Annotated in this window: 21 protein-coding genes and 1 tRNA gene; 3 read left to right on the forward strand and 19 right to left on the reverse strand. The window is 69.5% G+C overall.

Going from position 1 to position 22,781, the window contains the following annotated elements:
- Positions 1-63: 63 nt before the first annotated feature.
- From CQ393_RS13910 to CQ393_RS13920, 3 genes are all read right to left on the reverse strand, one after another.
- Entirely contained in the window at positions 64-708 is a 645-nt protein-coding gene (locus CQ393_RS13910) for a DUF3617 family protein (protein ID WP_153192242.1), read from the reverse strand.
- Positions 709-1,335: 627 nt separating this feature from the next.
- The gene (locus CQ393_RS13915; RefSeq protein ID WP_153192244.1) at positions 1,336-2,466 is read right to left on the reverse strand and encodes a PilT/PilU family type 4a pilus ATPase; all 1,131 of its coding nucleotides are present in this window, start codon (positions 2,464-2,466) and stop codon (positions 1,336-1,338) included.
- A 129-nt stretch (positions 2,467-2,595) separates the two neighbouring features.
- Positions 2,596-3,633 (reverse strand): type IV pilus twitching motility protein PilT, encoded by a 1,038-nt coding sequence (locus tag CQ393_RS13920; protein ID WP_153192246.1) that lies wholly within the window; start codon positions 3,631-3,633, stop codon positions 2,596-2,598.
- Between the two features lie 270 nt (positions 3,634-3,903).
- Here CQ393_RS13920 and proC point away from each other — a divergent pair, with 270 nt between their 5' ends.
- Positions 3,904-4,743, forward strand: a complete 840-nt coding sequence (gene proC / locus CQ393_RS13925; protein WP_153192248.1) for a pyrroline-5-carboxylate reductase — start codon at positions 3,904-3,906, stop codon at positions 4,741-4,743.
- A gap of 171 nt (positions 4,744-4,914) precedes the next feature.
- Here the strand turns inward: proC and CQ393_RS13930 are convergent, their stop codons facing one another.
- From CQ393_RS13930 to CQ393_RS14000, 15 genes are all read right to left on the reverse strand, one after another.
- Positions 4,915-6,873, reverse strand: coding sequence for an alpha/beta fold hydrolase (locus CQ393_RS13930; RefSeq protein WP_153192250.1), 1,959 nt, complete (start codon positions 6,871-6,873; stop codon positions 4,915-4,917).
- On the reverse strand, positions 6,870-7,880 hold the full coding sequence (locus CQ393_RS13935) for a DUF4105 domain-containing protein (RefSeq protein ID WP_228114570.1): 1,011 nt from the start codon (positions 7,878-7,880) through the stop codon (positions 6,870-6,872). The genes CQ393_RS13930 and CQ393_RS13935 overlap by 4 nt, the downstream gene beginning before the upstream one ends.
- A 432-nt stretch (positions 7,881-8,312) precedes the next feature.
- Positions 8,313-8,387, reverse strand: a tRNA-Val gene (locus CQ393_RS13940).
- Positions 8,388-8,535: 148 nt separating this feature from the next.
- Positions 8,536-8,889 carry a PilZ domain-containing protein gene (locus CQ393_RS13945; RefSeq protein WP_153192255.1) on the reverse strand — a complete coding sequence of 118 codons (354 nt, stop codon included), beginning with the start codon at positions 8,887-8,889 and terminating at the stop codon, positions 8,536-8,538.
- Positions 8,886-9,845, reverse strand: coding sequence for a DNA polymerase III subunit delta' (locus CQ393_RS13950; RefSeq protein WP_343199979.1), 960 nt, complete (start codon positions 9,843-9,845; stop codon positions 8,886-8,888). The genes CQ393_RS13945 and CQ393_RS13950 overlap by 4 nt, the downstream gene beginning before the upstream one ends.
- The gene (gene mltG / locus CQ393_RS13955; RefSeq protein ID WP_153192257.1) at positions 9,842-10,903 is read right to left on the reverse strand and encodes an endolytic transglycosylase MltG; all 1,062 of its coding nucleotides are present in this window, start codon (positions 10,901-10,903) and stop codon (positions 9,842-9,844) included. The genes CQ393_RS13950 and mltG overlap by 4 nt, the downstream gene beginning before the upstream one ends.
- Before the next feature lie 300 nt (positions 10,904-11,203).
- The gene (locus tag CQ393_RS13960; RefSeq protein ID WP_153192259.1) at positions 11,204-12,550 is read right to left on the reverse strand and encodes an aminodeoxychorismate synthase component I; all 1,347 of its coding nucleotides are present in this window, start codon (positions 12,548-12,550) and stop codon (positions 11,204-11,206) included.
- A 232-nt stretch (positions 12,551-12,782) separates the two neighbouring features.
- Positions 12,783-14,045: a beta-ketoacyl-ACP synthase II gene (gene fabF / locus CQ393_RS13965; protein WP_153192261.1), complete on the reverse strand. Its 1,263-nt coding sequence runs from the start codon at positions 14,043-14,045 to the stop codon at positions 12,783-12,785.
- A 211-nt stretch (positions 14,046-14,256) separates the two neighbouring features.
- The gene (gene acpP, locus CQ393_RS13970) at positions 14,257-14,496 is read right to left on the reverse strand and encodes an acyl carrier protein (protein WP_005415509.1); all 240 of its coding nucleotides are present in this window, start codon (positions 14,494-14,496) and stop codon (positions 14,257-14,259) included.
- Between the two features lie 148 nt (positions 14,497-14,644).
- Entirely contained in the window at positions 14,645-15,388 is a 744-nt protein-coding gene (gene fabG, locus CQ393_RS13975) for a 3-oxoacyl-ACP reductase FabG (protein ID WP_153192263.1), read from the reverse strand.
- Between the two features lie 82 nt (positions 15,389-15,470).
- A complete protein-coding gene (gene fabD / locus CQ393_RS13980; RefSeq protein ID WP_343199980.1) occupies positions 15,471-16,415 on the reverse strand; it encodes an ACP S-malonyltransferase in 945 nt (314 codons plus the stop codon).
- A 95-nt stretch (positions 16,416-16,510) separates the two neighbouring features.
- Positions 16,511-17,293 carry a serine/threonine protein phosphatase gene (locus CQ393_RS13985; protein ID WP_153192265.1) on the reverse strand — a complete coding sequence of 261 codons (783 nt, stop codon included), beginning with the start codon at positions 17,291-17,293 and terminating at the stop codon, positions 16,511-16,513.
- Between the two features lie 72 nt (positions 17,294-17,365).
- Positions 17,366-18,331, reverse strand: coding sequence for a beta-ketoacyl-ACP synthase III (locus tag CQ393_RS13990; RefSeq protein ID WP_153192267.1), 966 nt, complete (start codon positions 18,329-18,331; stop codon positions 17,366-17,368).
- 91 nt (positions 18,332-18,422) lie between these two features.
- Positions 18,423-18,617 carry a 50S ribosomal protein L32 gene (gene rpmF / locus CQ393_RS13995; RefSeq protein ID WP_054663666.1) on the reverse strand — a complete coding sequence of 65 codons (195 nt, stop codon included), beginning with the start codon at positions 18,615-18,617 and terminating at the stop codon, positions 18,423-18,425.
- A 106-nt stretch (positions 18,618-18,723) separates the two neighbouring features.
- Entirely contained in the window at positions 18,724-19,233 is a 510-nt protein-coding gene (locus CQ393_RS14000; RefSeq protein WP_153192269.1) for a YceD family protein, read from the reverse strand.
- A gap of 114 nt (positions 19,234-19,347) precedes the next feature.
- Between CQ393_RS14000 and CQ393_RS14005 the strand changes: the two genes are divergently transcribed.
- Positions 19,348-19,920, forward strand: coding sequence for a Maf family nucleotide pyrophosphatase (locus CQ393_RS14005; RefSeq protein WP_153192271.1), 573 nt, complete (start codon positions 19,348-19,350; stop codon positions 19,918-19,920).
- A gap of 21 nt (positions 19,921-19,941) precedes the next feature.
- On the opposite strand, the gene CQ393_RS14010 is transcribed toward CQ393_RS14005, so the two are convergent.
- Positions 19,942-21,789: a glycosyltransferase family 39 protein gene (locus CQ393_RS14010; protein WP_153192273.1), complete on the reverse strand. Its 1,848-nt coding sequence runs from the start codon at positions 21,787-21,789 to the stop codon at positions 19,942-19,944.
- Between the two features lie 64 nt (positions 21,790-21,853).
- Here CQ393_RS14010 and CQ393_RS14015 point away from each other — a divergent pair, with 64 nt between their 5' ends.
- The gene (locus CQ393_RS14015) at positions 21,854-22,780 is read left to right on the forward strand and encodes an AAA family ATPase (protein WP_153192275.1); all 927 of its coding nucleotides are present in this window, start codon (positions 21,854-21,856) and stop codon (positions 22,778-22,780) included.
- Position 22,781: the final 1 nt, after the last annotated feature.

Consider the following 22,781-nt stretch of genomic DNA (forward strand, 5'->3'; position numbering starts at 1 on the left):
AAGCGGCCACGTGGCCGCGTCCGGACACTCCCGCGATGCGGGAGCCGGAAGGTGTGATGTCGTTCAATGGGCGTGTTCCTGGACGCGTGCGGCGTCGTCCACCACGTTCACCGTGACGCCGTTGGGCAGGACCATGTCGCCGGCGCGCTGGCCCGGCCTGCAGCTTCCCAGCCAGCGGCCCTGGAACGGCACCGGGCCCACGTTTTCCTGGGGGGCCTGCGGGAACCTGACGCTGAACGTTCCGCCGTAGACCGACTGCAGGTCGCCCCACAGCTCCATGCGCCCCTGGACAGGGCTGCCGTGCGTACTGCAGGTCGTGGCGATCTCATGGCCTCCGCCCGGCCCGGCGCGCCTGGCCACGCGCGTTGCGCTGCAGTTTTCCTGCCCCGGCAGCAGCGCGAGCAGCATGACCGGCTCGGCGGCGGGACTGGTGCATTGCTGCACCGTCACATCGGGCTGCCTCGCACTGCCCGGGCCCTGCGGGGCATGCGCCGACAGCGTCACCTCCCACAGCCCCGCCTTGCGCGCCGGCAGGTTCGAAGCGGCAGCGGGAGGAGTTTTGCCCGCCGGTCCGGCAGAGGCCACGCCAGACAGGCACAACAGGAACAGGGACAGGGCCAGGCACCACCGGCGCGAAGCACGCGCGAACAGCGTGCCCGGCAGGCCGGCAAACGCGGCCCGGGCAACCTCTCCAGACACTGGAACCATCACGCCCCCTCTTCAAACCGTGCCGCCATCCGCCGCCAAAGGACCACGGAGACACGAAACGCCCACTCCCGCGCACGAACCCGCGCCACTACCGTCCGGCAGCAGCGCGTCCTACGAAAAATCGGAAGCCCCCTTGCGAAACCGTGCCATTCCCCACAGCACAATTCCTGTATGCATCACATTTTCATGAAAATTTCACGAAATTACAACTGTCGTCTTACGGTGCCGTCGAGCGAAGCGCCTGGCTTACGTTCCGCCGTTTCGCGGTTTCCAGCAGTTGAGATGAGAACGGTAAAGACGCGCCGACCGCCGTCACTCCACGGACTCTAGCCGTGGAGTGACCGCATCACACTCACGCATACTCTCGATCGGCAACACCGCAGATCGGGATCTACGGAAGAATCAGTTTCCGCACCGCGTGGTGCGAGGCGGGAAATCCGGAACCGCGGCACGTGGTGGAAGCAGCACGTGGTGAAAAAGCAACGCGGCTTCCCGCCACGGACGACGGCGCATAAGGAGCGCCACATCCAGGGCAGGAAGCCGCGTCGATTATCCAGTGGCCGGCAGTCGACCGCCCGCCTACCCCTTCAGGGAGCGCAGTCGCCCGCGGGCACGGAGCCCCGCGGCTCAGCGCGTACCGGCGATCTCCACCCCGTCCAGCCCCTGCGACAGGGTCTTGGCATCGCCGCCCTGCGAGAGCTTGATGCGCAGGCGCACCTCGTTCTGCGAATCGGCATGGCGCAGCGCGTCGTCGTAGCTGATCTCGCCGGCCTGGTACAGCTCGAACAGGCTCTGGTCGAAGGTCTTCATGCCCAGCTGCACCGATTCCTTCATCAGCTCCTTGAGCTTGTGGATCTCGCCGTCGCGGATGTAGTCCTGCACCAGCGGCGTGCCCAGCAGGATCTCCATCGCCACGCGGCGGCCCTTGCCGTCGGGCGTCGGCACCAGCTGCTGCGCGACCACGCCCTTGAGGTTGAGCGAGAGGTCCATCAGCAGTTGGCCGCGGCGGTCTTCCGGGAAGAAGTTGATGATGCGGTCCATCGCCTGGTTGGCGTTGTTGGCGTGCAGCGTGGCCAATACCAGGTGGCCGGTCTCGGCGAAGGCGATGGCGTGGTCCATGCCCTCGCGGGTGCGGACCTCGCCGATCATGATCACGTCCGGCGCCTGGCGCAGGGTGTTCTTCAGCGCCGCCTCCCAGCTGTCGGTGTCGATGCCGACCTCGCGCTGGGTGATGATGCAGCCCTCGTGCTTGTGCACGAATTCGATCGGGTCCTCGATGGTGATGATGTGCCCGGTCGAGTTCTGGTTGCGGTAGCCGATCATCGCCGCCAGCGAGGTCGACTTGCCGGTGCCGGTGGCGCCGACGAACAGGATGATGCCGCGCTTGGTCATGGCCAGCGTCTTGATCACCGGCGGCAGGTTCAGTTCCTCCACCGTCGGGATGCGCGTCTCGATCCGGCGCAGCACCATGCCGACCTGGTTGCGCTGGTAGAAGCAGCTGACGCGGAAGCGGCCCACGCCGGACAGGCCGATGGCGAAGTTGCACTCGTGGGTCTTCTCGAACTCCTCGCGCTGCGCCGGCGTCATCACGTTGAGCACCATGTCGCGGCTCTGCTGCGGGGTCAGCGGCGTCTGCGTGATCGGGCTGATCCGCCCGTGCACCTTCATCGACGGCGGCATGCCGGCGGTGATGAACAGGTCCGACGCCTTCTGGTGCGCCATCAGCTTGAGGAACGAGGTGAAATCGATGGTGCTCATGATGGGCTCCTGTGGAACCTTGATCTGCATGCCGGCGCCGCCCTCCCCCCGGATGACGGCGCTGCCGGTACGGACTGTACGCCTTCGCCGGCGCGACGGCGACGCGGTCGCCCGCGCCAGCGTCCTGCCTTATTCGAACAGGCGGCGGTCCTTGGCGTACTCGCGGGCCTGATTGCGGGTGATCAGGCTGCGCTTGACCAGGTCCTGCAGGTTCTGGTCGAGCGTCTGCATGCCCACCTGCTGGCCGGTCTGGATCGCCGAGTACATCTGCGCGACCTTGTCCTCGCGGATCAGGTTGCGGATCGCGGGAGTGGCCACCATGATCTCGTGCGAGGCGATGCGGCCGCCGCCGACCTTCTTCAGCAGCGCCTGGGAGATCACCGCGCGCAGCGACTCGGACAGCATCGAGCGCACCATCGGCTTCTCGCCGGCCGGGAACACGTCGATGATGCGGTCGATGGTCTTGGCCGCCGAACTGGTATGCAGGGTGCCGAACACCAGGTGGCCGGTTTCCGCGGCGGTCAGCGCCAGGCGGATGGTTTCCAGGTCGCGCAGTTCGCCGACCAGGATGTAGTCCGGGTCCTCGCGCAGCGCCGAGCGCAGGGCCTCGTTGAAGCCGTGCGTGTCGCGGTGCACCTCGCGCTGGTTGATCAGGCACTTCTGCGGGGTGTGCACGAATTCGATCGGGTCCTCGACGGTGAGGATGTGGCCGTATTCGTTCTTGTTGATGTGGTCGACCATCGCCGCCAGCGTGGTCGACTTGCCCGAGCCGGTCGGGCCGGTGACCAGGATCAACCCCTGCGGCTGCTCGATCAGCTGGCGGAACACCGGCGGGCAGCCCAGGTCCTCCAGGGTCAGCACTTCGGAGGGAATGGTGCGGAACACCGCGCCGGCGCCGCGGTTCTGGTTGAACGCGTTGACGCGGAAGCGCGCCAGCGAGGGAATCTCGAAGGAGAAGTCGACCTCGAGGAATTCCTCGTAGTCGCGGCGCTGCTTGTCCGACATGATGTCGTACACCAGCGCGTGGACCTGCTTGTGGTCCAGGGCCGGGATGTTGATGCGGCGCACGTCGCCGTCGACGCGGATCATCGGCGGCAGGCCGGCGGACAGGTGCAGGTCCGAGGCCTTGTTCTTGACCGAGAACGCCAGAAGTTCAGCGATGTCCATGCGCTGCGTTTCCCCGAGGTTGCGGATGGATGGAAGGTGTTTCCCCTGCCGCGCAGTATAGCCCTCCGGCGTAAGAGGTCGATCCGCGTCCGCCGGATGCCGGCAGCGCGTCACAACGGTTCCCCGGCCCCGGGTGCGGCGCCGCGGACGCGGGGCGGAAACGGCCGCCGGCGGCCCGTCGCCCTCCCCGCTGGCTACACTGTCCGCAGGCCGGGGCGGCCCTTCGGCCAAGCCCCCGGGACACTGGCCAACATCGCAACCGAGGCTCCCATGAACGGCAACCACGACACCTCCCCCCTTCCTTCCGGCATCGCCTTCGTCGGCGGGGGCAACATGGCGCGCAGCCTGATCGCCGGGGTGACCCGGGCCGGCGTGCCCGCCGCCGCGATCGAAGTCGTGGAACCCCAGGTCGCCCTGCGCCAGACCCTGCAGCAGGAACACGGCGTGCGCACCGCCGGCTCGATCGCCGCGGCGGCGCTGGACGCGCGGGTCGTGGTGCTGGCGGTCAAGCCGCAGGTGATGGCCGCCGTCTGCGCCGAACTGGCGCCGCGGCTGGCGGCCGGGACGCTGGTGGTATCCATCGCCGCCGGCATCACCACCGCCGCCCTGCGCGACTGGCTGGGCGCGGGCGCCGTGCTGGTCCGCGCCATGCCCAACACCCCCGCGCTGCTGGGTGCCGGCATGACCGGGCTGTACGCCGGCGCCGAGGTGGGCGATTCCGACCGCCAGGCCGCGCAGGCCATCCTCGCCGGCGCCGGGCAGACCCGCTGGATCGACGACGAGGCGTTGATGGACGCGGTCACCGCGGTATCCGGCAGCGGCCCGGCCTATGTATTCGCGCTGGCCGAGGCGATGGAGGACGCGGCGCGCGCGCAGGGCCTGGCCGACGATGCCGCGCGGCAGATGGTGGTGCAGACCGTGCTCGGCGCGGCGCGCATGCTCGCCGAGAGCGGACAGGGCGCAGGCGCCCTGCGCCAGGCCGTCACCTCGCCCAACGGCACCACCCAGGCCGCGCTGGAAACGCTGGCCGACGGCGGCTTCCACCAGCTGGTGGGCGACGCGGTGGCTGCCGCCGCGCGACGCGGACGCGAGCTCGCGCGCGACGGCTGAAACGGTCGCCCTTCATCCGATGCCGGTAACGCGCGCCCTGTCCGCGCCGCCCGGCTTTCCCGCGGGCGGTGAGACCGCCGATCCGTTCCTGGCACAGAGCGCGGGCAGGAGGACCGTTCGTCGCGGCAACCGCTGGACCATACCCCGCCGGCATCCGGCGGCCACCGTCTTTCAGCGGTGCGCGCCGGCCTGGTGCGCGCGCAGGTCCTCGTGCAGGATGCGCCGCACTTCGAGCACGGCCTCCGGCGTTTCCTGCACGCTGTGCCCGGAGACGATCACCTTCTCCGACAGCACGTTGTCCAGGTGCGCGCTCCAGTAAGGCACCAGGCCGTCGTCGGAGTCGGCCAGTTCTCCTTCCGCCTTGCGCCTGGCGATGATCGAGTGGTACTTCACCCCCGGCGCCATCGGCAGCGCCGACGAGGCAAGGATGAACGGGTCGCTGGCCTTGAGGTTGTCGATGCTGTTGCCGATGCGCGGCGCCTTGGGCTTGCCGCCGGGCTCGCCGGCGTCCTGCATGGCCAAGAACACGTCCTCGAACTTGCCCAGGATGGTCAGCGGCAGGCGCACCAGCTTGCCGATCAGGCGGCCGAGGCGGTCGCCGGCGATGTTGGTGCCCCGGTGCGGCGAGGCGATGAAGATCGCGCGCCCGACGTCGGGCTGCGGCGAGAAGCGCGCCAGCGGACCGAGCCGGGCCTCGACCCGCCGCAGCCGCTCGCCGTGCAGGTTGAAGCGCTCCACCGCGCCGTTCCACAACGTGTCGCCCGAGTCGCTGAGCATCAGCCGCGCGATCACCCCGCCCATGCTGTGGCCGATGAACACCATGTCGTGGCTCGCCGGTGCGCTGCGATGCGGATCGAAGTGGTCCAGCGTCTGGTTGAAAGCGTTGCTAACCGTATAGCGGTTCAGCGCGATCGGCGCGTTGGTCGGGTAGTAGACCGACCATATCTGGTAGTTCCGGCGCATTTCCGGGTCGCCCATGATCTCGTTGGCGAGGTTGACCCAGGCCTCCGGGCTGCTGGCCAGGCCGTGCAGCAGGAAGATGATGCGGCGGTCCGGGTCGTAGGGCTGCATCAGGTAGATGTGCGGCTCGCGGATGCCTTCGCCACGGCCGAACAACGTCCGCAGCGACTCGGTGGCGAACCCCGACTGCGCCATCCACACGCCGTAGGCCGCGGTGAAGTTGGCCGCCAGCGGCACCTGCTGGCCCTGCAGCTGGAGGGTGGCGGTGGCGTCGGCCGGCCACGCTTCCAGGCCGATGTCGCGCGTGGCCAGCACCTCGTCCAGCGTGGTCCCGCCGAACCGCAGCAGGGCGGTGGCGTTGACCGCCGGCATCTCGCTGAACACCGGCGACGACGCCGCCGCGCTGCCGCCCTCCACCGGGATCGCCAGCGGGGGCGCGTCCATCACCACCACCAGTTCGGCACCGAAGCCGTCACGGCGATAGGTGCTGCGCAGGCCGGCGAAGCTCACCGAGGCCGCCGCCACCAGCTGTCGCGGAATGCCGTTCAACGGCAGCCGGTCGAAATCGGAGCGGATGGTCCAGCGCCCCACCTGCACCGGGCTGCGGTAGTCGGCGCCTTCCAGCGCGCGTGCGCGGACCTGCTGGAACACCACCGCCGCGGTCTGTTCGGCCGCGTAGTTGTAGTAGTCGCGCACCTGGGTGAGCCGGTCCTCCAGCGCGCGCTCGGCCGGCGTGCGGCCGCTGAAGAACAGGTAGGCGTAGGAATAGCGCGCGGTTTCCAGCCAGGCATCGAGCGCGGCATCGGACAGCGCCGCCGGCTCGCCCATCCTGGCCTTCGGGGCCAGGGCCAGCGCTTCCTGCATCCACAGTTCGGCCAGCGTGGACAGCCGCTGCTCGGTCGGCAGGCCGTCGATGTCGGCGACCGTCCGCCGGCACGCGTGCAGGTCCTTCGCGCATTGCCCCGGGGTCAGGCCGATCACGCTCAGCGATTCCCGCGACAGCGCGCTCAGGCGCCCGCTGTTGAGCACGTCGTCGCGCTTGAGCATCGCGTAGTCGGCCGGCGTGACCTGCTTGATCTTCACCATCGCGCAGCCGCTGGACAGCAGCAGCGAGGCGGCGAACAGCGGAACCAGGCAGCGGCGCAGACGCGCCTGCAGTCCCTGCATCATGGAGCGCCTCCCTCGGCAATGCCGGGGACGCCTTCGCGGATCCGCCGGGAAAAATCGTCCGTATCGCCCGCCGCGCGCGCGCGCAGGGTGATGCGGCCGCGCTCGTGCAGCTGCGCGTACGGCACGCCCGGCGTCAGCCCGCCCACGTCGGCCGCGTACCGGGCCAGATAGCCGGACAGCAGCAGGCGGTAGTCCAGCGGCAAGGCCGGCACGATCCGCCGCATCAGCGCGAAGACCACCGTGGTGCAGTTGCTGGTCAGCGTGTTGTAGAACGCCGGCGCGCGTTCCAGCGCCTGCGCCTGCCCGACGTAGAAGCGCAGCAGTTCGCGCATGTCGCCACGGGTGAGCCCATGCAGGCGGTACAGGTAGACGTCCTCGCCGCGCACGCTGGTGCGTACCTGCACGATGTCGCGCTCGTCGGCGGCCACCAGCACCGCCTCGAACCTGCGGAAGAAGCCGCCCAGCGCCGAGAACGATTCGCCGCGCTCCTTGCGGATCTCCAGCGAGAACACCAGTTGCCGGCCGTCGGCGAAACCGAAGGAGACCAGCGTGTGCGCGATCGCCGGCCCCATCCAGTAGGAAAGGATCAGGTCGACCGAACGCACCTGCGACAGGTCGTACTCGCGCCGTTCCCAGCGGATGTCGTAGTCGTCCTCCGTGCGCCAGTGGAAATCGCGCACGTTGTCCAGCAGCAGACGGTCGCCCTCGATGCGGGCATGCAGCGGCTGGGCGACGTCGTCGGCCCACTGCCGGTCCTGCGCCGGCCGGATCGTCGTCCACCAGCCCAGCAGCAGGACGAAACACGCGGCGAATACCGCGAACGAACGCCAGTGCGGTTTCCACGCCAAACCGACGCGCAGCGCCAGCATGCAGGGCACGCACCAGACAAGGATCGCCACGCCCTTGGCGACGGCATTGCCGGGAAACTGGAACCACAGGGCCAGCCCGCCCCAGATGCCCGCCGCCAGGCAGGCCAGCACCAGCGCGAAGCCGCCGACCCGGCGCAGGAGCCTGCGCGGACCGCCCAAGTCAGTGATCGCCAAGCCCGCCCCCGCATCCGGCCGATACGCACGACGCACGGCCACGGCCGACCCTTCCCTTCCGGTTTGCCGCATCGACTTCCGATGCCATCGCGATCGCTCCCTTCCGTTGCGCCTTCCCGGCCGCGCAACGATAGCGTGCAGGCCGCCGAAAGCCGAGTGAAGCCTGCCCCGCCACCGCGAAGGCCTACCCGCAGGATCGCCCCGGACCGGAGGCATAAACGCGCACGGGCGACGCCTCGCCCGGCCTGCCGGCGGCACCGGCTTCCTTCATGGAAACAGGCACAAAAAAACCGCCGGGAGCGGTTTTCGACATCGCCTGTCGATGGCCCGAAGGGTGACCGCCACGGAGATGGCGGGCACAAAAAAACCGGCCATGGGGCCGGCTTTTTCTTCGCTTGGTGGGCGGTGCAGGGTTCGAACCTGCGACCCTTGCCGTGTGAAGGCAATGCTCTACCGCTGAGCTAACCGCCCGTGTTGCGAGCCGCTCATTATAGGGGCAATCGCGACGACGTCAACGGATCGAAGCAACTTTCTGCGATCCCTTCCGGTAGCGGCCGCGGACATGCCGATGGCGGCATCCCTGCTGGCTTTCCGGGCCTTCCGGCGCACGCCGGATGGCTCACATGGTCTGGGTCGGCTTGTCCGAGCCGGCGGTGCCGGCCAGCAGCGTCTCGATCCGGCTGCGGATCGATTCGCCATCGACGCCGTCGGCCAGCTGCACGCCGATGCCGGCCTGGCGGTTGCCCTGCGCGCCCAGCGGCGTGACCCAGACGACCTTGCCCGCTACCGGCAGGCGTTCGCTGGAATCGGGCAGGGTCAACAGCAGGAACACCTCGTCGCCCAGGAAATAGCGCTTGGGCGTGGGCACGAACACGCCGCCGTTCTTCACGAACGGCATGTAGGCGCTGTACAGCGCCGCCTTGTCCTTGACCGCCAGGGAAAGGATGCCCTGGCGGGCGTTCGTCGCACTCATCGGATGCTTCCTTTGGATGGCGCCGGGTTGGCTGCTGTCCAGGCCAGCAGCAGTTCCACCACGGCCAGATCGGCGCGCACCGTGGTGCGCAGCAGGTCGCGGGTGCGGTTGGCCGCATCGAACCAGGCCGCCAGCTTGTTCAATCGATTCGGGTCGGTCAAGCCGTCGCCGGCCCGGCGCAGGGCCAGGTCGGCGGCGTGGCGCAGGCGCAGGTCGGCGTGTTCGTCGCCGCTCCAGCGCTGCGCCAGTTCCACTGCGCCGACGCGGCCGGCGGCGAGCCTGTCCAGCTCTTCGGCGACCTGGCGGCGCAGCACCATGCCCTCGCCCTGCAGCCAGCGGTCGGCCAGGCCGGGATGGCCGCGCGCGGCATCGAGCGCCTCGCGCGCCGCGTTCTCGTCGTGGCCGCGGCGCTGCAGCCAGGCCAGCGCTTCCTCGCGCGGCGGCAGACGGAATTCCAGCCGCTGGCAACGGCTGCGGATGGTCTGCGGCAGGCGCGCCGGATCGGCGCTGACCAGCCACAGGTAGCGGCCGGGCGCCGGCTCTTCCAGCGTCTTGAGCAACGCGTTGCAGGCGGCGCGGTTGATCGCGTCGGCCGGGTCGACGACCACCACCTGGGCCACGCCGTACTGCGGCGTCAGCGCCAGCTTCTGCGAGATCTCGCGCACCTGCTCGATCACGATCTCGGTGCGCAGCTTGTCGCCGGTCTTGTTCGGGATGAAGGAGACCACCTGCAGGTCCGGGTGGGTGCCGGCGGCGATCAGCTGGGCGTTGCGCGCGCGCGCGGCCGCGTCCACGCCGTTATCCAGCACGTGGCGCGCCAGCGCCATCGCCACTTCGCGCTTGCCCATGCCGGCCGGTCCGCACAGCAGCAGGCCGTGGCCGAGGCGGCCGGCGTCCAGCGCCGCCACCGTCTGCTCGTAGGCGCGCTGCTGCCAGGGGGCGAAACCCTCGCTCACTGCCGTACCTCCGGCGCGCGGTTCTCGCGCAGCTGGCGCAGGTAGCGCGCAACGGCGGCGTTGTGCTCGGCGTAGGTCGCGGAAAAAACGTGCGCGCCGCTGCCGTCGCCGACCGCGACGAAGTACAGCGCGTCGCCCGGCGCCGGCTGCGCGGCGGCGGCCAGCGCGTCCCTGCCGGGCAAGGCGATGGGCGTGGGCGGCAGGCCGGCGCGGGTGTAGGTGTTGTACGGCGTGTCCGTGGTCAGGTGCACCTTGCGGATGTTGCCGTCGTAGGCGCTGCCGATGCCGTAGATCACGGTCGGGTCGGTCTGCAGGCGCATGCCCAGCTTCAGGCGGCGCGCGAACACGCCGGCGATCTGCGGCCGCTCGGCGGCCAGGCCGGTCTCCTTCTCCACGATCGACGCCAGGATCAGCAGTTCGTAGGGCGAGGCCAGCGGCAGGTCGTCGCCGCGCGCGGCCCAGGCAGCGGCCAGTTCCTTTTCCATCGCCGCGTGGGCGCGCCCGAGCACGTCGAGATCGCTGTCGCCGCGCTGGTAGACGTAGGTCTCCGGCAGGAAGCGGCCTTCCGGGTGCTGGTCGGGGAAGCCGAGGCGGCGCATCAGTTCGGCGTCGTCCAGCGCGTCGGTCTCGTGCAGCAGCGGCTCGGCACGACGCAGCGCGGCGCGCAGCTGGCGGATGTTCCAGCCTTCGACGATGGTCACGCGGTGCTGCAGCACCTTGCCTTGGCGCATGCGCAGCAGCAGCTCGCGCGGGGTGAGCGTGTCGTCCAGCGCGTACTCGCCGACCTTGAGCTTGCCGGCGGCGTCGAGCTGACGCGCCAGCAGCTGCCACTGGTAGTTCCTGCCTTCCCCAATGCCGGCCTGGCGCAGTTTGCCGAGCACGGCGTTGAAACCGTCGCCGCGGGCGACCACGACGCTCTCCTGGTTCGGCGTGAGCCGCACATCGGCAAACTGCACCTGCCGGTAGTAGAACCAGCCGCCCACGCCGGCGGCGATTCCCGCCACGACCAGCAGCAGCATCAGCACCACCAGAAGACAGCCGCGTTTGGCTCGCGCCATGGATTACCTCGAAGTCCGATCCTGCCGCGCAGGATACCGCGCACCGCCTCGCACCCGCCAAAGGAATCGCCGGAACGATCCCTGACATCGCCTGCCGATAGCCCAAAGGGTCGCCGCCAGGGAGGGCGGCGACAAAGGAATCGCCGGAGCGATTCCTGACATCGCTTGCCGATGGCCCGAAGGGTTGCCGCCAGGGATGGCGGCAACAAAGGAATCGCCGGAACGATCCCTGACATCGCCTGCCGATGGCCCGAAGGGGTGCCGCCAGGGAGGGCGGCGACAAACCGATGCGCGCGCCGGCTACAGCGCGCGCAGCAGGCCGCGCGCCTTGGCGCGGGTCTCGTCCAGTTCGCGGGATGGGTCGGAATCGACCACGATGCCTGCGCCCGTGCGGAACCGGACCGTATCGCCCTGCACCTCGGCGGTGCGGATCAGGATGTTCAGGTCCATGTCGCCGTCGCGGTTGAGCCAGCCGAAGGCGCCGGTGTAGGCGCCGCGCGCGGTCTGCTCGAGCTCGGCGATGATCTCCATGCAGCGCACTTTGGGGCAGCCGGTGATGGTGCCGCCGGGGAACGTCGCCGCGATTACCTGCCCGGGCGTCGCCTCCGGCCGCAGCCGCGCGCGCACATTGCTGACGATGTGGTGCACGTGGGCGTAGCTTTCGACCGTCATCAGCTCGTCCACCTCGACGCTGCCCGGCACCGCGATGCGGCCCAGGTCGTTGCGCTCCAGGTCGATCAGCATCACGTGCTCGGCGCGTTCCTTGGGATGGCCCACGAGCTCGCGGATGCGCGCGGCATCGTCGTCGCCCTCGAAACGCGGGCGCGTGCCGGCGATCGGCCGGGTCTGCACCAGGTCGCCCTCCACCGAGACCAGCCGCTCCGGCGAAGAACTGACCACCGCGCGCCCGGCCGCGTCGAACAGCCCGGCGAACGGCGCCGGATTGGCCTGGCGCAGGCGCGCGTACAGCGCTGCCGGCTCCGGCGGACGCGCGAAACGCGCCTGCCAACGGCGCGACAGGTTGACCTGGAACACGTCGCCGGCATACAGGTAGTCGATCACCCGGCGCACACCGTCGATGAACTGTCCGTCGGGATCCTCGTCCACCGCCAGCGGCGGCTGCCATGCCGGCAGCGCCGGCAGATGCCGCGATTCCTGCATATCCCGCTCGAGCTGCTCGAGCAACGCGTCATGGCCGTCTTCGGCCACCGCCATGCACCGCCCGCTCTCGTGGTCGCGCAGCACCGCAGCCGGACAGCGCAGGGCCAGTGCCGGCGGCAGGCCGTCGGTGCGGTGCGGCAGCCGCAGTACAGGTTCGACCTGTCCGGCAAGTTCGTAGTCGAGCAGCAGCGCCCAGCCGCCGCGGAACGGAACATCGGCATCGGCCGGATCGCGCGCGGTGCGCAGCGCCTGCCAGTCGCGGTCCAGTGCGTCGAGGAAGCGGCCTTCGACCGGCGTGCCGTCCTCGCGCCGCACCTGGCCGGCGGCGTCCAGCCGCAGCTGTCCGCCATCGGCGATCAGCAGCAGGTCCCAACGCCCCTGCCGGCCGGCGGCGGTGGATTCGAGCAGCAGCGGATAGCGCCGCGGGGCGAGCCGGTGCAGCGCCAGCAGGTCGGTGTCGGCGTGCAGGGGGAACAGGTGCATCATCGCCCCAGGAGAGTCCAGGAGAGCCAGCCGTTCTCCCGGTGGGAGACAGTCCGGCAGGATTGCCGGGCTGCACGGCGAAGCCGCCCGGAGGGTGAGGCACAGGGATGTGCCGAATGCAGGTGCCCCGAAGGGGCGGATGAGGGAGCGAACGGGGCCAGTGATGTCCGAACCGTCTGGACTGCCGCGGCCCCTCACCCCAACCCCTCTCCCGCAGGAAGAGGGGCCAACGGCGTCAGACGCGCTTGAACACCAGCGTGCCGTTGGTGCCGCCGAAGCCGAAGCCGTTGGACATCACCACGTCCACCTTGGCCTGGCGCGCGACGTTGGGCACGTAGTCCAGGTCGCAGCCTTCGCCCGGCTCGTCCAGGTTGATGGTCGGCGGGATCACGTCGTCGCGCAGCGCCAGCACCGAGAAGATGGCTTCCACACCGCCCGCGGCGCCGAGCAGGTGGCCGGTCATCGACTTGGTGGAGCTGACCATCATCTTGTAGGCGTGATCGCCGAAGGCGGTCTTCATCGCCATGGTCTCGCCCAGGTCGCCCAGCGGCGTGGAGGTACCGTGCGCGTTGAGGTAACCCACCTGTTCCGGGGTGACGCCGGCGTCCTTCATCGCCGCGACCATGCAGCGCGCGGCGCCCTCGCCGTTCTCGCTCGGCGCGGTCATGTGGTAGGCGTCGGAACTGGCGCCGAAACCGGCCAGTTCGCAGTAGATCTTCGCCCCGCGCGCCTTGGCGTGCTCGTATTCCTCGAGGATCAGGATGCCGGCGCCGTCGCCCAGCACGAAGCCGTCGCGGTCCTTGTCCCACGGCCGCGAGGCGCGGGTCGGGTCGTCGTTGCGGGTGGACATGGCCTTCATCGCGCAGAAGCCGCCCACGGCGGTCGGCGAGGAACCGCGCTCGGCGCCGCCGACCACCATCACGTCCGCGTCGCCGTACTGGATCATGCGCATGGCGGTGCCGATGGAATGGTTGGAGGTGGCGCAGGCCGAGACCGCCGAAAACGATGGTCCCTTCAGGCCGGCGATGATGCTCAGCTGGCCCGGCAGCATGTTGATGATGGTCTTGGGCACGTAGAAGGGCGAGATCTTCCTGCCCTCGTGGAACTCGATGGTCTGTTCCTCGATGCCCAGCAGGCCGCCGATGCCGGCGCCGACGATGGCGCCGACGCGCTCGGCGTTAGCCTCGGTGATCTCCAGGCCCGAATCGTGCAGGGCCATGAACGCCGCACCCAGGCCGTAATGGATGAACGGGTCCATCTTCTTGGCGTCCTTGCCGCTGACCCGGTACTTGCCGAACTGTTCGTTGTCGGCGGTGATGTCGAACTCCTTGACCTCACCTGCGATCTTGGTGGTGAAGCGTTCCAGGTAGGCGTCGGCGATGTGGGTCAGCGGACCGATGCCGGAACGGCCTTCGATGATGCCCTGCCAGCTGGTGGCCAGATCATTGCCCAGGGGCGAGACCATGCCCAGGCCGGTAACGACGACGCGACGCTTCATTGCGGTTTCTCCTGACCCGATAGCTCGATGCGGGTATGGCGCGGGGGACGCTCGGATGCACGTGGCCGCTCGCGGCCCGGTTTCGGACTTCAACGGGATCGCGCCGCGGCCGCGGCCGACACCTGAATTGGATGGGGCCGCTGTCGCGGCCCCATGGGCTTGCCGTGCGCGGCGGGCGGTCCTGCCGCCGCCACGCACCAGCCGCCGGTCATCAGGCCTTGACGTGGGCCTTGATGTAATCGATGGCAGCCTGCACGGTGCTGATCTTCTCGGCTTCTTCGTCCGGGATCTCGCACTCGAACTCTTCTTCCAGCGCCATCACCAGCTCGACGGTGTCCAGCGAGTCAGCGCCCAGGTCATCGACGAACGATGCGCTGTTGGTGACTTCCTCTTCCTTGACGCCAAGCTGTTCGACGACGATTTTCTTGACGCGTTCTTCGATGGTGCTCATTGGATATCGCTCCAGATGGAGTAGTGGTTCAAAAGGCGCCATCGGAAGCGATGGCCGTGGGATAGTGTAGTGGAAAGCGCCGGGGCCTTGCATTCTGGCAAAAAGCCACGGCGATCAACCACTTGGGCGCAGTCCCTGCGCCGCACGCTTACGGCATGTACATGCCGCCGTTCACGTGGAGGGTTTCGCCGGTGATGTAGCCGGCCGACGGGCCGGCCAGGAACGCCACCGCGCGGGCGATGTCCACCGGCTCGCCGAGGCGGCCGAGCGCGATCTGGCCGAGCATCGCGGTCTTGGCGTCCTCGGGCAGGTCCTTGGTCATGTCGGTATCGATGAAGCCCGGCGCCACGACATTCACCGTGACGCCGCGGCTGCCGATTTCCTTGGCCAGCGACTTGGAGAACGCGATGATGCCGGCCTTGGCCGCGGCGTAGTTGGCCTGCCCGGCGTTGCCGGTCACGCCGATCACCGAGGCGATGTTGACGATGCGGCCCTTGCGCGCCTTCATCATGCCGCGCATCACTGCCTTGGAAGTGCGGTAGACGCTGGTCAGGTTGGTGTCGAGGATGGCCTGCCAGTCCTCGTCCTTCATGCGCATCAGCAGGTTGTCGCGGGTGATGCCGGCGTTGTTCACCAGGATGGTGATGGCGCCGAACTCCTTGCCCACCGCGTCGATCAGCGCTTCGACCGCGCCCGGCTCGGTGACGTTGAGCGCGCGGCCGTGGCCGCCCTGCGCGGCCAGGCGCGCGCCGATGGCGGCGGCGCCGGACTCGGTGGTGGCGGTGCCGATGACGGTCGCGCCCTGCGCGGCCAGCTCGTCGGCGATGGCGGCGCCGATGCCACGGCTGGCGCCGGTGACGAGCGCGATTTCACCCTGCAATGGCTTGCTCATGCGGTTTCCTCGTGATGCGCCGCGCATCGCGGCTGCAGGTCGGGGCCGGGCGCGGATGCGCGCACCGGCCGTATCGTAGGGGTCAGGCGGCCCACTCTTCCAGCGCGCCGGCGAAATCGGCCGGGGTGGCGAGCGAACGGCCGTCCAGGCTCTTGTCGATGCGCTTGACCAGGCCGGTCAGCACCTTGCCCGGGCCGCATTCGGCCACGCGGCTGGCGCCGCGCGCGGCCAACGCCTGCACGCAGCCGGTCCACTGCACCGGCAGGTACAGCTGCCGCACCAGCGCGTCGCGGATGGCATCGACGCTTGCATACGCCTGCGCATTGACGTTCTGCACCACCGGCAGCGCCGGCTGGCGCCAGTCCAGCCCGGCCATGGCCTCGGCCAGGCGGTTGGCGGCCTCGCGCATCAGCGGGGTATGCGAGGGCACGCTCACGGCCAGCTTGACCGCCTTGCGCACGCCCTTCTCGGCCAGCAGCGCCAGCGCGCGGTCCACCGCCGCGGCGTCGCCGCCGATCACGATCTGGCCCGGGGAATTGAAATTGGCCGGCACCACCACCTGGCTGCCGCTGGCCTGTACGCAGACCTCCTGCACCAGCGCGTCCTCGGCGCCGAGCACCGCGGCCATCGCGCCGACGCCGGCCGGCGCGGCTTCCTGCATCAACTGGCCGCGCAGGCGCACCAGGTGCGCGCCGTCGCGCAGCGACAGCGCGCCGGCAGCGACCAGCGCGGTGTACTCGCCCAGGCTGTGCCCGGCCAGCAGCGCCGGCTTCGCGCCGCCCTGCGCGTTCCACAGCCGCCATACCGCGATGCCCGCGGCCAGCAGTGCCGGCTGGGTGTACTCGGTGCGGTTGAGCTGCTCTTCCGGGCCGCCCTGCGACAGCGCCCACAGGTCGACGCCCGCGCCTTCGGACGCTTCGGCGAAGGTATCGCGGACCTGCGGGTGCAGTTCGGACAGTTCGGCCAGCATGCCCAGCGACTGGGAACCCTGGCCGGGGAATACGAAAGCGAGTCGGGAATCAGTCACGCGATCATCTGCTGCATGAATCGAAGCGGCGCATCATAAGCGTGAATGCCCCTGCCCGTCTGTACTGCCGCGTATGCAACGCGGCCCCGCCATGCTCAGGTGAACAGGTCCAGCAGGTCCAGCTCGCCGTCGGCCAGCCAGTCCACCGACAGCACCAGCAGCGCGACGAAGCCGAAGGTGGTGGCCGCGTGCAGCACGACGATGGCGTGGGCCAGGGCGCGTCCGGACTTGCCGGCGCGCAGCAGCAGGCGGGCTAGGCGCTGCAGCCGGCCGGTCACTTCATGGGCATGGGCGACCACCGGCCGTTCCGCGCCTTCCATCGCCTCCGCCAGCAGCGCCTCGAGCACCTGCGGCCGTTCCTCGTAGTACTTGGCCACGCCGTAGCCGAACATCAGCCAGTCGCGCGCCTGGGCCTGCCCGAGGTCCATGACCTCCAGCGGGTCTTCCTCGAAATCGATGAAGCCCACGCGCTGCCCGTCCCAGGTCATGTTGCGCGGCAGCGGCTGGCCGAAATAAGCGCCGCGGCGGTGCGCCTGCGCGATGGCGTCGATGGCCGCGGCCACCAGGCGGTCGCACCCGGCCGCATCGGCTTGCCGCAGGCAGGTATTGAACGAAGCGCCGGTATGCTCGAGCACGAGCGCGGCCCGGCCCTGTCCGATCACGTCGGGAACATGGATGCCCTGCGCCTTGAGTTCGTCCAGGCGCCGCGCCTCGATCTCGCGCGCCTGGGCGCCGCCACGGTGCGGCGGCGGCCGCAGGGCATCGAGCTGGAAACGGCGGGCAACGAAATTCAGCAGCCCCAGGGCCAATGCCCGGCTGCCTTCACCATAATGCTTGAGCCATGCGCGCTGCCCTTCGATGAGGATGGGTTCAGCCATGACGATATCTCCCGGAAACGGCGGCCGGCTGGCCGCGGCGGGGGCGTCATGCCCCCGGCCCTATCCGGCATATCAATAGCGCAGCAGCGCCGAACCCCAGGTGAAGCCGCCGCCGAAGGCTTCCAGCAGCAGCAGCTGGCCGCGCTCGACCTTGCCGGAACGGATCGCATGGTCCAGCGCCAGCGGCACCGAGCCGGCCGAGGTGTTGCCGTGCTTGTCCACGGTCACCACCACCTGATCCATCGACATCTCCAGGCGCTTGGCCGTGGCTTCGATGATGCGCAGGTTGGCCTGGTGCGGGATCAGCCAGTCCAGGTCGGACTTGTCCAGGCCGTTGGCCTGCAGGGTCTCGTCGACGACCGAGTCCAGCGCCTTGACGGCGTACTTGAACACGTCGTTGCCCTTCATGGTCAGCTTGCCGGGCTTGTCCAGGCCGGTGGAGACGCCGGCCGGGTGCCACAGCAGTTCCTTCTTGCTGCCGTCAGCATGCAGATGGGTGCTGAGGATGCCGGTGTCCTCGTCGGCCTTGAGCACGACGGCGCCGGCGCCGTCGCCGAACAGCACGCAGGTGGTGCGGTCGTTCCAGTCGACGATGCGGGTCAGGGTTTCCGCACCGATCACCAGCACATGCCTGGCGTCGCCGCTGCGGATGAATTTGTCGGCCACGCTCAGGGCGAACAGGAAGCCCGAACATGCCGCGTTGACGTCGAACGCCGCCGCGCCGGCCGCGCCGAGGCGCGCCTGGATCAGGCAGGCGGTGGACGGGAAGATCAGGTCCGGCGTGGTGGTGCCCACGACGATCATGTCCAGCTGCGACGGCGCGATGCCGGCCGCTTCCAGCGCGCGCAGCGCGGCGTTGTAGCCGAGGTCGCCGGTGGTCTCGCCTTCGGCGGCGACGTGCCGCTCGCGGATGCCCGTTCGCGACTGGATCCACTCGTCACTGGTGTCGACGATCTTGGTCAGATCCTCATTGGTCAACACCTTCTCGGGCAAATAGCTACCGGTGCCCGCGATCCTCGAGTAGATCCGCTTGCTCATGCTGGTTCCTGTTGCGCGGGCCCGCGCGGTGGCGGCCCCGGAAGAGTCGGTGCGCCGGCCGCCACCGCAAGGCGGCGGCCGGCGCCGCGAATCAATCTTCTTCGACGACCGAGGTCTTGGTCGTGATCACCTTCTTGCCGCGGTAGAAGCCGTCGGCGGTGATGTGGTGACGCAGGTGCACTTCGCCGGTGGTCGGGTCGGTGGACAGCTGCTTGGCGCTCAGCGAGTCGTGCGAACGGCGCTGGCCGCGGCGGGACGGGGTAACACGGGATTTCTGCACAGCCATGGGATTGCTCCAAACTCGGTTCGTTCGTTTCGTCGTTGCAGTGCACGGGATGTGGGCATCCGGCACTGGTTTTGCTTTCGCCGCAGCCGCCGACGACAACCGGCTGCTATTGTTTCTTCAGCGCCGCCAATGCCGCAAACGGATTGGCCTTGCCCAGTTCCTCGCTGGTCGCGGAGAAGTCGCGCTCGACCGCTTCGCTTCCCGGCGCCACCGGCACTACCGGCACCGCCATCACCAGCTCGTCCTCCACCAGGTCCAGCGGCCGCAGACTGCCGTCTTCCGGCACCAGCAGCGCTTCGTAATCCGGCGGAAGCGCCTGTTCCTCTTCCTCGTCGCGCACCAGCCCCAGCCGCTGCACCATGTTCACCGGCAACAGGAAACGCTGCATGCTGCGCTGGCACACCAGCGGCAGCTCGGTATCGATGGTCAGTTCGACATAGGCGACCCGCAGGATCTCGTCGCGGCCGAATTCCAGCGCATAGCTGCACTCTCCTTCGGCATCGGCGACCAGTCCCTGCAGACGTGCCAGTGCGGACAGCGGCACCCGGCCCTCGAAGCGCCTGCGCGCTGCGACCATCCGCCAAGCATCCAGCAATTCGGGCACGTTCGCGGACATAAGCTGCAGAATGTTAAGGACAGGCCTGCCGGCTGTCAAATCCAGCGCACCGGCATTGCCACGACGGTACCGGCGCCGCAGACTCGGCGCGGCTTCCACGCCCGGTATTGTCGCATGCCAGCCCTGATCCTCGCCTCCACTTCCCGCTACCGGGCCGAACTGCTGTCCCGGCTGCGGGTTCCGTTCCGCTGCGCGAGCCCGGAAGTGGAGGAAACCGCGCATGCCGGCGAGGCCCCGTCCGCGCTGGCCGCCCGGCTCGCACGGGCGAAAGCGGCCGCCGTGACCGCGCGCCAGCCCGGCGCGTGGGTCGTCGGCTCGGACCAGGTCGCCGAACTGGATGGCGCGCCGCTCGGCAAGCCCGGCACCCGCGACGTCGCGCTGGCGCAACTGGCCGCGATGTCCGGCCGCGAGGTGCTGTTCCATACCGCGGTCTGCGTGAGCAACGGCGAACGGCACCTGGAGGCGGTCGACCTGACCCGGGTCCGCTTCCGCACACTGCGCGCGGACGAGATCGAACGCTACGTCGACGCGGAACTGCCGCTGGACTGCGCCGGCAGCTTCAAGTGCGAGGGACTGGGCATCGCGCTGTTCGAGGCGATCCACAACCAGGACCCCAGCGCGCTGGTCGGACTGCCGCTGATTGCGTTGTGCCGGCTGCTGCGCGAAGCCGGCTTCACCCTGCCCTGAGTCCGCCGCGCGCCATCGCGCTCAGCGCTCCGGAACGTCCAGCGGCTGCTCCCACCAGTCCTCGACGCTGCCGTCGGCACCATGCAGGCGCAGCCCCAGCCAGTGCCTGCCCGGCGGCAGCACGTTTGCATCCAGGCGCGCGGAAAAACCCACGCGGGGATGGTTCGGATCGGTGGAGATTTTCCAGAAGCCGGTGACATCGTAGTCGGCGCCGTAATCAGCTCTGGCCACGGCCTTTCCGTCCAGCAGCACCTCCACCGCGTCCAGGCCGACGCCGTCCTTGAACGCCCACCCCTTCACCTCGACGGCGCCCGCCGCGGCCGTGCCGGGAAGCGGTGCGTCGATCCACGCCATGGCTGGCGTGATACAGGGGCCTTCCCGCCTGCCCGCAGGCAGCCGGAACAACAGGAAACGCTGGTAGCCGTGATCGATGGACACCACGCGCGGCGGCGGCAGCGGCCCCACCAGCGCGCAGACCTGGTGGTAGCGCTCCAGCAGGTCGCGATAGCGCTGGTCGCCCGGCGCCAGCACCAGCAACTGCGGGACGGACCGCCGGCCCTCGTCGACGAGCTTCCACAGCGCCAGCTGCGCGGTACGCCCGTGCTTGTCGTTGAGCGGATGCGGCAACACCGGGATGGAGGCATCCGCGCGCAGGAACCCGAGCTCGGCGCCGACCTTGAAGCTTCCGGCCAGCAGCCGGGTGTCCTGCGGCATCGCCGACAGCTCCTCGCGCACCGCATCGGCCAGCGGTTGCCAGCCGGCGAAATTGCGCGGGTAGTACTTGTTGCCGGCCAGTTGTTCGCGCAGCAAGGGCGACGCCGCCACCAGGTAATAGCCGAAGGCCAGGACGAGGCCGGCCAGCGCCATCGCCCACGCGAGCCGGCGCCAGACGCGCGGCCAGCGGCCGAGGATCAGTGGCACCGCCACCAGCAGGGCGAAATAGCCAGGCAACGGCCAATGGAAACTGATCCGCTCCACGTCCGTGAAGAACCCGAGCAGGAAGATGGCGAGCGTGGAGACGCCGCCCACCAGCGCGAAATAGCGCCATTGCACGCGCTGCTGGCCGGCCGGGGCCGGGCGGATGCCAGCCGCGCCCGCCTGCCACATCGCCAGGCACAGCAGCGGCGTCACCAGCAGCGGCTGGATCGCCAGGAACCACAGCCCACTGACCTGGAAGGCCCACGGGTGGCGCTCGACGAGCTGGAATTTCAGGCCCGCGTCCTGGTTGTCCAGGTTCCAGGCCAGCAGCGGCAGCCAGGCGATGACGCCGACCGTCAACGCCATCCACACCCGCGCGTCGCGCAGCGTGCGCCGCCCTTCCGGCAGCAGCAGCAGCGCGATGAAGCCGACCCCGATCACGCCGATGAAGCGGTAGTGGCTCAACGCTCCCAGCAGCAGTCCCGTTGCCAGCATCAACGCGCTGCCGGCGTCGACGCCGCGCAGCAGGCGGGCGCCGGCATCGAGGCAGAGCACGGCGGCGAAGGCCATGGGCACGTCCGGCACCGCGAGGATGCCCAGCGTCGCCGAGAGCGGCATCAGCACCGTGAGCGAACCGGCCTGCCAGCCGAAACGCGCGCCGAACCAGCGCCTGGACAGGCCCGCGACCATCCACGGCAACGCCGCGCCCATCAGCAGGAACGGCAGGCGCACGCCGAACGCATGGTGGCCCGCCAGTTCCACGCCGAGCCGCGTCATCCACGCCGTCAGTCCCGGCAGGTCCGAATACGCGGCCGCCAGGTGCCTGCCTTCCTGCCAGTAGAACGCCTCGTCGACGAACAATGGCAGGCGCGCCGCCACGATCGCCTTCAGCGCCGTGACCGCAACCCAAAGCACGACGAATACATTGCGTGCCCGCTGTCCCGCCTGCATTGCCGCTTACACTCCCCTCGACCCCTGATCCGAGACGACCATGGTTCCAATGCCGCCGCGAAGAATGCTAACCGATGTCGTGTTCAAGGCCCTGCAACAGGCGCAGGACCAGGTCAACGCCCTGCTGCTGGGCAAGACCTCCGAGGTGCGGCTGGCCTTCGTGGCGCTGCTTTCCGGCGGGCATCTGCTGATCGAGGACCTGCCCGGGCTGGGCAAGACCACGCTCGCCCACGCCATGGCGTCCACGCTCGGACTGCAGTTCCAGCGCGTGCAGTTCACCTCCGACCTGCTGCCCGCCGACGTGCTGGGCGTCTCCATCTACGAGGCCGAAAGCCGCGGCTTCCGCTTCCATCCGGGCCCGGTGTTCAGCAACGTGCTGCTGGCCGACGAGATCAACCGCGCGCCGCCGCGCACGCAGAGCGCGCTGCTGGAAGCCATGGCCGAACAGCAGGTGACGCTGGACGGCACCACCCACGCGCTGCCCGATCCGTTCTTCGTGATCGCCACGCAGAACCCGGTGGACATGTCGGGCACCTTCCCGTTGCCGGATTCGCAGCTGGACCGCTTCCTGCTGCGGCTCACCCTCGGCTACCCGGACGCCGGCGCCGAACGCGCGCTGCTGGCCGGCACCAGCCGCCGCGAACTGATCGCGCAGACGCTGCCCAGCCTGGACGAACAGGACATCCGCGACCTGCGCACGGCGGTCGAGCAGGTCCACGCCAGCGACGCGCTGATCGACTACGTGCAGCGCCTGATGGCGCGCAGCCGCCAGCAACCCGGCGTGCGCGTCGGCCTGTCGCCGCGCGCCGGCATCGCGCTGCTGCGCGCGGCCAAGGCGCACGCGCTGCTCGCCGGCAGGGAACACGTGCTGCCGGAGGACGTGCAGGCGCTGTTCGTCGCCGTGGCCGGGCACCGGCTCGTCGCCGAGGCGGAGGCATCGTCGGGAGCGGCGCTGGCCGGCACCATCCTGCATGGCGTCCAGGTCGACTGAC

The sequence above is a fragment of the Stenotrophomonas sp. MYb238 genome (assembly GCF_009496535.1).
GTDB lineage: Bacteria > Pseudomonadota > Gammaproteobacteria > Xanthomonadales > Xanthomonadaceae > Stenotrophomonas.